Here is a 14,893-nt window from a genome sequence, read left to right on the forward strand (position 1 = left end):
TTGATTTGACAGATAAAGTTAGTTCAACTACAATTACTGACGAAGGTTTAATTAGCGATGTTTTTAGTAAAGTTACAGATTGTATAGGCTATATAGTAACTGAGAATTGCAGTTACCAAAACTCTCTACATACGAATGGTTATCTACCTAATGGTAATCAATGTCCAGGATATGAATATGACAGGTTTTATTATGGATGTGGTGGTTCTGGAGGATCAAGTTCTGGGCCTAGTGGTCCATCTGGGCCTTCTGGACCAACTTCTGGAGCAGGTGGTCCGAATTCAAGTGATGTAGACGATGTCACAACTACGACTCTTCCGCCACTTCCTGATCCTTGTTCTGATTTAAAAGATTTAATACAAGATGACACTAATAATGATAATTCTGTACCAAATATAAAACCTGATTTAGAACTTTTAAAAACTACTTTACAAGAATCTGGTGAAAATGGTACTCAATTTAAAAAAAATACTGGTACATATAGTAGTAACAATTTACCTGCTACAACTAGTAATTCTATAGCAATAACTGCTGGTGGCGATAATTATGGTGCTGCACATACACATCCTTTAAGTACTTTTCCAATGTTTTCTTGGTCTGATGTTTACACACTTTTCAATTTACATCAAAATGCAAGAGCAGCTGTAAAAGACCATGTTACTTTTATTGTAATTGCTAATTCAAATGGCGCTGCTGCTCAACCAAATATTTATGCAATAAAAATAAATGATTTTAGAGCAGTTTGGCAATCATAACATTTCTCTGTATAAAGCTAATGATGACATTACAAATTGGAATGAATTAACATTAGGGACTGATTTCCCATATAATGGTACAGTTATTGAAACACCATGTAATTAACAATTAAAAAATAAAATAATTATGAAAACAATATACATATTACTGATAACAATTCTGTTTTCAAGCACTTCTATTGCGCAATCTCCAGTTGTAGATATTGAAAACAAACCGTCTTTTAGAGAAACTGTTACAAATACATACTATAAAGACATTAATAATTTTATGAATCCATTTGTAGGCACTTGGATATATACCAATGGTAACACCTCTTTTAAAATTGTATTAGTAAAAGAAACCATGCAGTATACAGGCGAACATTATACAGATTATATTACTGGAGAATATCAATACAGTGAAAATGGTACAGAAATAGCCAATACGCTTTCTAATACAGACCAATACGAAGTAGGAATAAATGGTAATTCTTTATTAAAACCAGAACATAGACCTATTTGTACTGATTGCCCTGCAAACGAAAGAAGAGTACAAGTGTCTATATTTGATAACATTTCTGGTTTAAGTGGTAAGTTTACATTAAAATTAACAACTGCTAATGGACAACCTGCAATTGAGGGATTTATATATGGTAATGCACCAGTAATAGTAGAAGGAAATCCTCCTGCTTATACAGAAATGGTTATACCAACAGGAACTTTTACGTTTATTAAACAATAAAAACAGGTAAAAACTAAGTATTATCAATGCCAATATAATCTAGGCTTATAATTATTGAATTACTAATTTTGTTAAAAAAACACTAAAAAATACCATCTAAACATTAGATGGTATTTTTTTGTTTTATATTTTTGGAATAGTAATTGTAATATTAGCTTATTAGGCAGTAAAAGCTTAAAAAATCATTGATTACAAGAACTCAAACACCTATGAAAAAATTTCTACTCATAATACTCACAATAAGCTCAATAAACATAGCCACAGCACAAGAAGTTTCTTTTAAAGGTGGTGAATGGTTTAAATTTGAAATGAGCTACAGTAATTTCCTAAAAGCAGGAAATGCTACATTAACCGTTAAAGAAACAGAATTAAACGGAAAACCAGTGTTTCATATCGTTGGTAAGGGCTGGACAACTGGCATGATAAAATGGTTTTTTAAAGTAAAAGATCGCTATGAGAGCTATATAGATGTAGATAAAATTATTCCTTATAAATTTATTAGAAATATAGATGAAGGTGGCCATAAAAAAAATATCGAAATAAATTTTAATCACGAAAAAAACACAGCTTTAGTTCACAACAAAAAACATAAGACACACAAAACAGTAGCCACAAAACCTAATGTGCAAGACATGGTTTCTATGTATTATTATTTAAGAAATAAAATTAATACTAACACACTAAAACCAGGCGACGAGATTAAAACAGATATGTTTTTTGATGAAGAAAACTATGGTTTTAAATTAAAATTCTTAGGAGAAGAGATTATTAAAACAAATTTTGGTAAAATTGAAACACTAAAATTTAGACCATATGTTATGGCAGGTCGAGTGTTTAAAGAAGAAGAAAGTTTAACACTTTGGGTTTCAAAAGACAAAAATAAAGTACCTTTACGCATTAAAGCAGATTTAGCTGTTGGATCTTTAAGAGCAGATTTAGAAGCCTTTAAAGGCCTTAAACATCCATTTAAAATTGTTGTAGAAAACTAATGAGCGTAGACAATAAAATAACCGACCAACTAAACAAAAAATACCAAGACTTAGACCAAAATGTAAATACACATTTAGAAGGTTTATTACATAGTAAACCAATTGATTATTGGGATTATATTCAAACCGATGCGCTTTTAAACCTTCAAGTTCAGAGAACTATTTTTCCAGATGAAATGGTGTTTTTAATGTACCATCAAGTTAACGAGTTATTGTTTAAAATGATTCTTTGGGAAATAGATCAAGTTGCTAAAAAAGAACATATTTCTGCTGCTTTTTTCGAAGACAAATTGATGCGTATTAGTCGTTATTTCGATATGCTAACGTCTTCCTTTACAGTTATGAAAGATGGAATGGACGTTACGCAATACAACAAATTTAGACACACTTTAACACCAGCAAGTGGTTTTCAAAGTGCTCAATATAGAAAAATTGAATTTTCATCAACAGAACTTATCAATTTAATAGATAATCGTTTTAGAGAAACTATAGATAGAAATACGCCATTTGAGCATGCTTTCGAGCATTTATATTGGCAAGCTGCAGGAAAAGATTATAAAACTGGTAAAAAAACCTATACATTAACAGTTTTTGAAGAAAAATACAAAGACGAATTTATTAGATTTGCAGAATTCTATAATACTCATAACTTATGGACAATTTTTAAAAAGTTACCGCAAGAGGTTAGAGAGGATCAAGATTTAGTAAAAGCAATGCGTCATTACGACTACACAGTAAATATTACATGGGTAATGGCACATTATAACACCGCAAACCACTATTTAAACATAGGTGGCAAAACAGTAGAAGCAACAGGAGGAAGCGAATGGGTAAAATATATGCATCCAAAATATCAAAGACGAATATTTTTTCCAGATTTATGGAGCCAACAGGAATTAGACGATTGGGGAAAAAATATTTAATACTCGCCATTTGTTGTATTTACCTCTTTAATTGTAAAGAAGATGTTGAAAACGAAAACAACATCGATAAAGCCTTAATAGAAGAACCTGAACAGATTTATGAATTTGGATTTAATTTAGAAGATTACGTAGTAAAAAGAGACACCATACAAAATGGTGACACTTTTGGAAAAATATTAGAACGCCACAATATTCCCTATCCAAAAATATTCGAAATAACACAAAAAGCTAAAGACACTTTTGATGTTGGTAGAAACCTACAATTAGGAAAACCTTATACTCTATTATGCTCTAACGATTCTTTACAGAAACCTAAATGCTTTATCTATCAACCAACTAAAGAACGTTATGTTGTTATAGATTTTCAAGATTCTATTAAAGCATATACTAGCTACAAACCTATTAAATACATAGAAAAAACAGCATCTGGAGTTATAACATCGAACATTTCCCAATCTATGGACGACCAAGGAAAACCATTTATGCTAGCCTTAAAAATGAGTGATATCTACGCTTGGACCATAGATTTTTCAAGACTCCAAAAAAACGATAAATTTAAAGTAATTTATACTGAAAAATATATAGACGATTCCATATATGCTGGAATTCACCAAATAAAAGCAGCTTACTTTGAACATAATAAAAAACCATTTTACGCTTTTGAATTCGAAACAGATACAGTTTTAGGAATTAGAGATTACTTTAGTGAAGAAGCAAAAAATTTACGTCGTGCATTTCTAAAGTCTCCAGTAAGCTTTAGTCGCATCTCCTCTAGGTATAACTTAAAAAGACGAATAGCATTATATGGTAATCGTGTAAGACCACACAAAGGAACAGACTTTGCAGCAAAACGTGGAACACCAATTATGGCAACCGCAAATGGTACAGTAATAGAGTCTGCAAAAAGAGGCGGAAATGGTAATTATGTAAAAGTAAAACATAATGACACCTACACAACTCAATATCTTCATATGAGCAAGCGTAAAGCTAAAGTAGGAGATTTTGTTAAACAAGGAGATGTTATTGGCTATGTTGGCATGACAGGAAACACATCTGGACCACATGTATGTTATCGTTTCTGGAAAAATGGTAAACAAGTAGACCCTTTTAAACAAAAACTACCAGAGGCTAAACCTATTTCCGATAGCTTAAAAACCAAGTTTTTAAAATATATAAAACCTTTAAAAGTGCAATTAGAATCTATTGGTTACCCAAAAAAACCTATAAAATCTGACAGTTTAAAAATAAAACTTAAAGAACAAAAACTAATCACCTAGTCTATAAAACAATGGCATTACCAACAATAAATCCTACAACTACAAAAGCCTGGAAAGCATTACAAAATCATTATAATGCCATAAAGCAATTCGCTATTAAAGACCTATTCTTAAAAGAGGAAAATAGAGCAGATAATTTTAAAATTAATTGGGAAGATTTCTATGTAGACTTCTCCAAAAACAGAATAACCGAAGAGACAATTAGTTTACTTTTAGAACTTACCAATCAAGTAAAACTTAAAGAAGCTATTAGTGCTTATTATTCTGGAGACACTATAAACAAAACAGAAGGTAGAGCTGTTTTACATACAGCATTACGCGGCAAAGAGACAGACACTGTTCTTGTTGATGGAAAAAATGTAATGCCAGAAATTTTTGCTGTTAAAGAAAAAATGAAAGCATTTACTAATACTATAGTAGATGGTAAAAGAAAAGGCTACACAAATAAACCATTTACCGATGTGGTAAACATTGGAATAGGAGGAAGTGACTTAGGACCAGCAATGGTAGTGGAATCTCTTCAGTTTTACAAAAATCATTTAACTACGCACTTTGTTAGTAATGTAGATGGTGATCACGTTAATGAAGTTCTTAAAAAATTAAATCCTGAAACAACATTATTTGTTATTGTTTCAAAAACATTTACTACTCAAGAAACCTTATCGAATGCTAATACTATTAGAAAATGGTTTCTAAAACATGGAAAAAAAGAAGATGTAGCAAAACACTTCGTGGCAGTCTCTACAAATATTGAAAAAGTAAAAGCCTTTGGTATCGATCAAGATAACATATTCCCAATGTGGAATTGGGTTGGAGGACGTTTTTCGCTTTGGAGTGCTGTTGGTCTTACTATAAGTTTAGCTGTTGGTTTCGAAAATTTTAACAAACTTTTAAAAGGAGCAAATGCTATGGATATTCATTTTAAAAATGAAGAATTCAAAAATAATATTCCAGTTGTTTTGGCCTTAATAAGTATTTGGTATAATAATTTCTATGGAGCAGAAAGCGAAGCTGTAATTGGATATTCTCAATACCTAAATCAATTTGCAACCTATTTGCAACAAGGTATCATGGAGAGTAATGGAAAATCTATAGACAGAAATGGTAATAAAGTAAATTACCAAACCGGAACTCTTATTTGGGGAGAACCAGGCACAAACTCTCAACATGCTTTTTTTCAATTAATTCATCAAGGCACAAAATTAATTCCTGCAGATTTTATTGGTTTTGCTGAAAGTCTTCACGGTAATCAAGAGCATCAAGATAAATTAATTTCAAACTATATTGCACAAACCGAAGCCTTATTAAATGGTAAAGCTGAAGCTGAAGTTTTAAGTGAATTAAAAAAACAAAACTTTTCTGAAGAAGACATAAAAAACCTTTTACCTTTCAAGATTTTTGAAGGTAATAAACCAACAAACTCCATATTTATAAAAAAATTAACACCAGAAAGCTTAGGAAAGTTAATCGCTATGTACGAGCATAAAATATTTGTACAAGGCATTATCTGGAATATTTATAGCTACGACCAATTTGGTGTAGAACTTGGCAAGCAACTGGCGAGTTCAATTTTAGAAGATATACAATCTAAAGTCTCAAAAAATCATGATGCTTCTACACAAAATCTTTTAGAATTCTTCAAAATTTTTAGATAGTCTTTGTTAAAAAACTGTTAATAGTTTTATTTACTAGTAGCTATTGTCAGGCTAAAAATATAATATCTTGCATATAGCAAAAAAATGTTAACATTAAGTTAATGTTAAAGTATAAAATATATGTATTTTTGCTAAAAATTTTTAAATCAATTAACTTTAATTAAACCAAATGAAAAACACAATTAAAATTTTGTTTTTTGCAGCCGCTATTTTAAGCTCTGTAATCACTATGGCTCAAAGTACCGTTACCGGAACTGTTATAGATGCCGAAATTAATAGCCCTTTACCAGGTGCAAATGTTTTAGAAAAAGGAACAAGCAATGGAACTACAACAGATTTCAATGGAAATTTCTCTTTAAAAACGCAGTCTAGCTCTGGCGAGATTGTAATTACCTTTGTTGGTTATAATTCTATGACAATACCTTTTAATGGTGATACTAATGTAGGAACTAAACAATTATCCTCAGATAATTCTTTAGAAGAAGTTGTAATTACAGGTTCTGGTGTAATCGATTTAGCAGAAGATAGAAAAACACCTGTTGCAGTTTCTACTATTAAAGCTAAAGATATTCAAGAAAAAGCTGGAAACTGGGATTTACCTGAAGTATTAAAAAGCACACCATCAGTACAAAATATTAAAGGCGGAGGTTTTGGCGATGGAAGTATGTTTTTACGTGGTTTCGACCAAACAAATACCGCTTTTTTATTAAATGGGCAGCCAATAAATGGTATGGAAGACGGTAAAATGTATTGGTCTAACTGGTCTGGTGTCTTAGACGTTGCAAACGCTGTACAAGTTCAACGTGGTTTAGGTGCTTCTAAATTAGCCATATCGTCTGTTGGTGGTACTGTAAACATTGTAACGAAGACTATAGATAATAAAGAAGGTGGATTTATTCAACAAATGGTTGGAAACGATGATTACATAAAATCGACAGCTTATTATTCCACAGGCGTAAATGAAAAAGGTTGGTCTTTTTCGGGTATGTTTGGTCACTGGCAAGGTGATGGTTATGTAAATTACACACATGGACAAGGACAAACATATTTCTTATCGGTAGGATATCAACCTAATGAGAGCCATACATTTAACTTTTTACTAACTGGTGCACCACAGTGGCATGCAGCTGCTGGAAACGGAAGTATTCAATCTTTCTTAGATAATGGTAGAAAATATAATTCTTGGAATATAGGTAATGTTAATAGTCCTAATACATTAGATGGACCAAGAGGAAAAAGATATCCAGGAGGAAGAAATTTTTATCATAAACCTGTTGCAAATTTATCTTGGGATTACAATATTAACGATAAATCATCTTTATCTACAGTATTATATGGCTCTTTAGGTAGAGGTGGATTTGGATCTGCACTTATAGGAGACGATGGGACTGGTTATGTTCGTGGATCAATGAATAATCATAATTGGTTTGGATTAGTTTCAAATTATAATAATGAATTATCAGAAAACTTAAATTTAAATATTGGTACAGATCTAAGAACATATAATGGTATTCACTTTAGATCTGTAAACGAATTTATAGGAATTGATTCAATAGACCACAATAGTGCATTTTTAGGAGACTATACTGTAACAGACACTTTTGGTGGTTTTAATCCTTGGAATGCTGTTTTTAATCCAAACAATGAGACTAATCAAAGAATTCAACGTAATTACGAAGAAGTAATTACTTATTATGGTTTATTTGGGCAGTTAGAGTATTCCAAAGATGCTGTATCTGCATTCTTTCAAGGTGCTATTTCTAATCAAGATCATATTGCAACAAATGAGTATAATTATGCAGAGTCGACAGACTCTGATAAAGTTTCTAATTTAGGATTTAACCTAAAGGCAGGTGCAGCTTATGAAATTAATCAAATTCACAAAGTATTTGCTAATGCAGGTTATTACTCTCGTCAACCTTTTCATGATAATTTATACAACGATTTAAGAAGCAGTATAGATTTAATTACTCCTGAAATTGAAAACGAAAATATTACTGGTTTTGAAGCAGGTTACCAATTTAAAAGTGAAATAATTTCTGCTAATTTAAACTTGTATCATACTACTTGGGATAATAGAACAATTAACTCAAATAATGGGGAAAATAGCGAATCACCATCCTTTGAAGGGTATCAAACACAAGGTGTAAAGCAAGTCCATATGGGAGTAGAATTAGAAGTATTTACAAGACCTTTTGATAATCTTAAATTAAATGGTTTTCTTTCTATGGGAGATTGGCAATTTAATGGAGATGCTACACAAAGAACCTTTGACGGTAATGGTATTTTACAAGGAACTCAAGATATAAATATTGATGGTTATAAAGTTGGTGGTGCAGCACAAGTAACTGGAGGCATAAACGGTGTTTACACTATTTTACCAAGATTAAGTATAGATGGTGCATGGAACTGGTATAATGATCAACATTCAGAAGGTTCTTTAGAAAAAGCACCTCTATCAATGCCTTCTTATGATACTGTTGATGCTGGTTTTTCTTACAAAATGTTATTAGGAAAAGAAAAATTAAACTCTTTACAATTTAGAGTTAATGTTAACAACCTATTTGACGAAGTATATTTAGAATCTGTAAGTGGTAATACACAAGCAACTAGTACATCTGTAAATTATAAAGGTGTAAATACTTCTAACAACGGTCGTTTTGGTTACGGAAGAACCTGGAATGTAAGTATGCGTTACAACTTTTAAACTTAGTTTTAGATATAATATTAAACCGCTTCCTAAAAGAAGCGGTTTTTTTATGCCTAATAATTACTACATTTGTTATATAACTAATTTAAAAAAGTAATTATGATTAAAATGCTTCACTCTTATTGGGCCTACCTTGTTTTTTTAATGCTAGTAATTGCAACTGCAAATGCGCTAATAAAATATTTTGGTAAAAAAGAATATGCAGCTATAGACTTTCGTTTGGCCTTGTTTACTCTTATAGTTTCTCATATTCAATTGTTAATTGGAATAGTGCTTTGGTTTACACAAGATTACTTTGGTGAAGCTTCGATGAAAGATGTTATGGGAAATTCTGTTTTACGATCTAACGCAGTAGAACATCCTATAGCAATGATTTTAGCTGTTGTGTTTATAACAATTGGTTATTCTAAACACAAAAAGAAGTTAACCTCAGCAGCAAAATTAAAACCTTTGGCTCTATTTTATGCACTTGCATTATTATTAGTTCTTGCTAAAATTCCATGGAGTACTTGGTTCTAAGTCTACATAATATAACAAAAAAATGCCAACTTAATAAGTTGGCATTTTTTATGGGTTAATGTGCTTTGTGCTTTATTTCTGCATGTTTTTAGCTTCTATACTTAAAGTTGCATGTGGTACTAATTCTAAACGTTTTGGGTTTATTAATTTACCAGTAACACGACAAACACCATAGGTTTTATTCTCTATTCTTACAAGTGCATATTTAAGATCGCGAATAAATTTTTCTTGCCTAATTGCTAATTCTGAATTAGACTCTTTACTCATAACTGCACTACCTTCATCGAAAGCTTTAAATTGTGGTGACGTATCTTCTGTTCCATTATTATGGTCGTTCATATACGCGCTTTTAATAAGCTCTAAATCGTGTTGTGCTTTTTCTATTTTTTCTAAGATTAAGACTTTAAACTCTGCTAATTCTTTGTCTGAAAATCTAACTGTTTCATTTGATTCCATAATATCAATTTTTTGTAATAAATAATTTTGTATGTATCGAGTCGAACGCAATATCTATACCATTATTTACGTGTTCTATAATCTCAAGGCTGTCTGTTAAAGTTTCAGCCTTTATATACTCTAAATTGGTTTTCACCGCTTTAGCAATATCCTCATGTTGTTGAAGCTGAACAGAAATTCTATCTGTGACCTCAAAACCTGAATCTTTACGCAAATTTTGAATACGGTTTACTAGCTCACGAGCTATACCTTCTTCTTGTAATTCTTCAGAAATGGTAACATCTAACGCAACTGTAATTGCACCTTCATTTGCTACAAGCCATCCTTCGATATCTTGTGATGTAATCTCGACATCACCATGCTCCAATGTAATAATTTTTCCATTACACTCGACATTTAAACTTCCTTTTTGTTCAATATTTTTTATGTCTTCTGAAGTCATCTCCTGAATTTGTGCAGCTATAGACTTCATGTCCTTTCCAAAACGTGGTCCTAAAGCTTTAAAATTAGGTTTAATTTGTTTTACTAAAATATCTGAAGCATCTTCTAAAAGTTCAATTTCTTTAATATTAACTTCACTTTTAATTAAATTAGCAACAGCTAAAATTTCTTCCTTTTGCTGAGCTGAGTCTACAGGAATCATGATTTTTTGAAGCGGTTGGCGTACTTTTATTTTCTCTTTAGCTCTTAACGATAAAACTAACGACGATATGGTTTGCGCATTTTCCATTTTGCGCTCTAAAGACTTGTCTACAAAACTAATATTGAACTCTGGAAATTGGGCTAAATGAACACTTTCAAAAGCCTCTTTATTGGTAACCGAATTTAAATCTAAATACAATCTATCCATAAAAAATGGTGCAATAGGTGCGCCAAGTTTTGCTATAGTTAGCATACAAGTATAAAGCGTTTGGTAAGCAGAAATTTTATCTTGCTGGTAATCACCTTTCCAGAAACGTCTTCTACTTAAACGTACATACCAATTACTTAAATAATCTTGGGTAAAGTTTGAAATCGCTCGTGCAGCTTTTGTAGGCTCATAATCTGCATAATAATCGTCTACCTTTTGAATTAAGGTATGCAACTCTGAAAGAATCCAACGGTCTAGTTCTGGTCTGTCTTCTAATGCAATATCATCTTCAGTATAAGCAAATTTATCGATGTTTGTATACAAACTAAAAAACGAATAAGTATTGTAGAGTGTTCCAAAGAACTTTCTTTTTACCTCTTCTATACCATCTAAATCGAATTTTAAATTATCCCATGGATTGGCATTAGAAATCATATACCATCGTGTTGCATCTGCTCCATAAGTGTTTAAAGTCTCGAAAGGATCTGTAGCGTTTCCTAAACGTTTAGACATTTTCTGTCCGTTTTTATCTAAAACCAATCCGTTTGAAACTACATTTTTATAGGCTACAGAGTCAAAAACCATAGTAGCAATAGCGTGTAAAGTATAAAACCAACCTCTAGTTTGGTCTACGCCTTCTGCAATAAAATCTGCTGGAAAAGATTTATTATCATCAATCTTATCTTTGTTTTCAAATGGATAATGCCATTGTGCATATGGCATTGAGCCAGAATCGAACCAAACATCAATTAAATCGCTTTCACGCTTCATTGGTTTCCCGCTTGGTGATACAAGCACTATTTCATCAACTATGTTTTTATGTAAATCTATCTTAGCATAATTGTCTTCAGCATTGTTTCCTACTTCAAAATCTGCAAAAATATCAGCCTTCATAATACCTGCCTGAACGGCACGTTCCATTTCTGCTTTTAATTCTGCAACAGAACCAATACAAATTTCTTCTTTTCCGTCTTCGGTTCTCCAGATAGGTAATGGAATTCCCCAATAACGCGATCGCGATAAATTCCAATCGTTTGCATTGGCTAGCCAGTTACCAAAACGTCCAGTTCCTGTAGATTCTGGTTTCCAGTTAATGCTAGTATTTAACTCATGCATACACCCTTTTACGTCTGTAATTTTTATAAACCAAGAATCTAATGGATAATATAAAATTGGTTTATCTGTACGCCAACAATGCGGATAGTTATGCTTGTATTTTTCGACCTTAAAGGCTTTGTTTTCTTCTTTTAATTTAATGGCAAGCTCAACGTCTATTGAACGCTCTGGTGCTTCACCATCGTTATAATATTCGTTCTTTACATACTTACCACCAAATTCTTTCATTTCTGGTCTAAAGCGTCCTTGTAAATCTACAAGAGGCACTAAATTATCATTCTCGTCTTTTACTAAAAGTGGTGGAATTTCTGGTTTTGCTTGTTTAGCAACCAATGCATCGTCTGCTCCAAAAGTTGGTGCTGTATGTACTATTCCTGTACCATCTTCTGTAGTTACAAAATCTCCAGAGATTACTCTAAAAGCGTTTTCTGGATTATCGTTTGGTAAGGCATAAGGTAAAAGTTGTTCGTATTTAATACCAACTAGGTCTTTCCCTTTGAATTCTTTTACGACAAAATATGGTATTTTTTTATCATTATCTTTGTATTCTAAAAGCGCAGCTTTTTCTTCTACTCTTTTAAACTTACCATCAAATTGTTTGTTAACTAGTGGTTTTGCCAAAATCACATTCATTGGCTTAAATGTGTATTGGTTATAAGTTTCTACTAAAACGTAATCTATTTTTGGGCCAACAGTTAATGCTGTGTTACTTGGTAATGTCCAAGGTGTTGTGGTCCATGCTAAAAAATAAATGGTGCCTTCGTTTTGTAAAAAATTTGGCAATGTGTTTTCTAAAGCTTTAAACTGAGCAACAACTGTAGTATCTGTTACATCTTGGTATGCTCCTGGTTGGTTAACCTCATGCGAACTTAATCCAGTTCCTGCTTTTGGTGAATATGGCTGTATTGTGTAGCCTTTATACATTAAATTTTTAGAATAAATCTCTTTTAATAACCACCAAACCGTTTCCATGTATTTGGGTTCGTAGGTAATGTAAGGATCGTCCATATCTACCCAATAACCCATTTTTTGTGTGAGGTTATTCCAAACATCAGTATAACGCATGACTGCTTTTCTACAAGCTGTATTGTAATCTTCTACAGAAATAGTTTTACCAATATCTTCTTTTGTAATCCCTAATTCTTTTTCTACACCAAGTTCTATTGGTAATCCATGTGTATCCCAACCTGCTTTACGCTTAACTTGGTAACCTTTCATGGTTTTATAACGTGGAAAAATATCTTTTATAGCTCTTGCTAAAACGTGGTGTACACCTGGTAAACCGTTGGCACTTGGTGGTCCTTCAAAAAACACATAAGGTTCTGCATTTTCTCTAGTGGTTACACTCTTCTCGAAGATATTATTGTCTTGCCAATACTTAAGAATTTCTTCTGCTACGTTTGGTAAGTTAAGTCCTTTATATTCAGGGAATCCTGCGCTCATTTTGTCTAATTTCTGATAAGATTGCGAATTTAAGGAATTTTAGGAAAAAAGCATGGTTTATTAGATGAAAAAGACTGGTGGTTAAGCTATAAAATCTACTAAATCCTCAATCTTAGAAATCAATTGAATTTTTATTGAAGCATTAGTTAGTGAAATCTTGTTATATTTTGAAACAAAAATAGTTGAAAATCCCAATTTTTCGGCTTCCAAAATGCGTTGCTCGACACGTTGTACAGGTCTTATTTCGCCAGACAAACCAACTTCAGCTGCAAAACAGTAATTTGATGGTAACGCTTGGTCTTCATTTGAAGATAAGATAGCCGCAACCACTGCTAAATCTATTGCAGGATCGTCTACAGTTATACCTCCTGTTATATTTAAAAACACATCTTTGGCTCCTAATCTAAAACCTGCTCTTTTCTCTAAAACTGCCAATAACATATTTAAACGCTTGGCATTAAATCCTGTTGCGCTACGTTGTGGTGTGCCGTAAACCGCTGTGCTTACTAAGGCTTGCACTTCAATCATTAATGGTCTAACACCTTCTAAGGTTGCTGCAACTGCGTTACCTGAAAGTTCTTCGTCTTTTTTAGAGATTAAAATTTCGCTTGGATTACTTACTTCTCGTAACCCAGAGCCTTGCATTTCGTAAATACCTAGTTCGTGAGTGGAACCAAAACGATTTTTTTGCGCACGTAAAATTCTAAAAACATGGTTTCTATCGCCTTCAAATTGCAAAACGGTATCGACCATGTGCTCTAATATTTTTGGTCCTGCAATATTGCCATCTTTGGTAATATGACCTATTAAAACCACTGGTGTATTGGTTTCTTTTGCAAATTTTATAAGCTCTGTAGTACACTCTTTTATTTGCGAAATACTTCCGCTGGACGATTCTATATAATCGCTATGTAATGTCTGAATGGAATCTATAATAACAATATCTGGCTCTAAGGCTTCAATCTGTTTAAAAATATTCTGTGTTTTTGTTTCGGTAAGAATATAGCAACTATCATTATTAGGATTAATACGTTCGGCACGCATTTTTATTTGTTTCTGACTTTCTTCTCCAGATACATATAAGGTTTTATAAGGTAGTTTTAAAGAAATTTGAAGCAATAGTGTACTCTTTCCTATTCCTGGTTCTCCTCCTAAAAGTGTTAATGAACCTGGAACAATACCTCCACCTAAAACACGATTAAACTCAGCATCAAGCGTGTCTAGTCTTGCTTCTTTAGAGACATCAATTTGTTTTATAGTAAGTGGTTTAGATACTCGTTTTTGAGTGTTTGTAGGTGTTTTCCAATCGCTCTTTTCTTGTTTTTGAATAACTTCTTCTACAATAGTATTCCACTCTTTACAAGCTGTACATTGTCCTTGCCATTTAGAATACTGTGTGCCACAACTCTGACAAAAAAAAGTGGTTTTAACTTTAGCCATATATTCGCTACTTACCTCTCCAAAAAGAGGCATCAATTA

At 32.3% G+C, this 14,893-nt stretch carries 11 protein-coding genes; 8 read left to right on the forward strand and 3 right to left on the reverse strand.

Going from position 1 to position 14,893, the window contains the following annotated elements; genetic code table 11:
* The first annotated feature begins 5 nt into the window (after positions 1–5).
* The 8 genes from P8H50_RS02345 to P8H50_RS02380 all read left to right on the forward strand — a co-directional run bounded on the left by P8H50_RS02345 (position 6) and on the right by P8H50_RS02380 (position 9,549).
* Positions 6–755, forward strand: a complete 750-nt coding sequence (locus tag P8H50_RS02345) for a hypothetical protein (RefSeq protein WP_300205212.1) — start codon at positions 6–8, stop codon at positions 753–755.
* Positions 756–882: 127 nt separating this feature from the next.
* Positions 883–1,476, forward strand: coding sequence for a DUF6705 family protein (locus P8H50_RS02350; protein WP_300205214.1), 594 nt, complete (start codon positions 883–885; stop codon positions 1,474–1,476).
* A gap of 209 nt (positions 1,477–1,685) precedes the next feature.
* Positions 1,686–2,465 (forward strand): DUF3108 domain-containing protein, encoded by a 780-nt coding sequence (locus P8H50_RS02355; RefSeq protein ID WP_300205216.1) that lies wholly within the window; start codon positions 1,686–1,688, stop codon positions 2,463–2,465.
* Positions 2,465–3,388, forward strand: coding sequence for a tryptophan 2,3-dioxygenase family protein (locus tag P8H50_RS02360; protein WP_300205218.1), 924 nt, complete (start codon positions 2,465–2,467; stop codon positions 3,386–3,388). The genes P8H50_RS02355 and P8H50_RS02360 overlap by 1 nt, the downstream gene beginning before the upstream one ends.
* Positions 3,346–4,665: a peptidoglycan DD-metalloendopeptidase family protein gene (locus P8H50_RS02365; RefSeq protein ID WP_300205220.1), complete on the forward strand. Its 1,320-nt coding sequence runs from the start codon at positions 3,346–3,348 to the stop codon at positions 4,663–4,665. Before P8H50_RS02360 ends, P8H50_RS02365 begins: the two co-directional genes overlap by 43 nt.
* 11 nt (positions 4,666–4,676) lie before the next feature.
* Positions 4,677–6,320, forward strand: coding sequence for a glucose-6-phosphate isomerase (gene pgi / locus P8H50_RS02370; protein WP_300205222.1), 1,644 nt, complete (start codon positions 4,677–4,679; stop codon positions 6,318–6,320).
* A gap of 169 nt (positions 6,321–6,489) precedes the next feature.
* Positions 6,490–9,027, forward strand: coding sequence for a TonB-dependent receptor (locus P8H50_RS02375; protein ID WP_300205225.1), 2,538 nt, complete (start codon positions 6,490–6,492; stop codon positions 9,025–9,027).
* Positions 9,028–9,129: 102 nt separating this feature from the next.
* On the forward strand, positions 9,130–9,549 hold the full coding sequence (locus P8H50_RS02380; protein WP_300205227.1) for a hypothetical protein: 420 nt from the start codon (positions 9,130–9,132) through the stop codon (positions 9,547–9,549).
* Positions 9,550–9,621: 72 nt separating this feature from the next.
* On the opposite strand, the gene P8H50_RS02385 is transcribed toward P8H50_RS02380, so the two are convergent.
* The 3 genes from P8H50_RS02385 to radA form a co-directional block, all read right to left on the reverse strand.
* Positions 9,622–10,005: a TraR/DksA C4-type zinc finger protein gene (locus P8H50_RS02385; protein ID WP_300205229.1), complete on the reverse strand. Its 384-nt coding sequence runs from the start codon at positions 10,003–10,005 to the stop codon at positions 9,622–9,624.
* Between the two features lie 4 nt (positions 10,006–10,009).
* Entirely contained in the window at positions 10,010–13,414 is a 3,405-nt protein-coding gene (ileS, locus tag P8H50_RS02390) for an isoleucine--tRNA ligase (protein WP_300205231.1), read from the reverse strand.
* A gap of 81 nt (positions 13,415–13,495) precedes the next feature.
* Positions 13,496–14,854 carry a DNA repair protein RadA gene (gene radA, locus P8H50_RS02395; RefSeq protein ID WP_300205406.1) on the reverse strand — a complete coding sequence of 453 codons (1,359 nt, stop codon included), beginning with the start codon at positions 14,852–14,854 and terminating at the stop codon, positions 13,496–13,498.
* Positions 14,855–14,893: the final 39 nt, after the last annotated feature.

This window comes from Lacinutrix sp. (assembly GCF_029238095.1).
Classification (GTDB): Bacteria; Bacteroidota; Bacteroidia; order Flavobacteriales; family Flavobacteriaceae; genus Lacinutrix.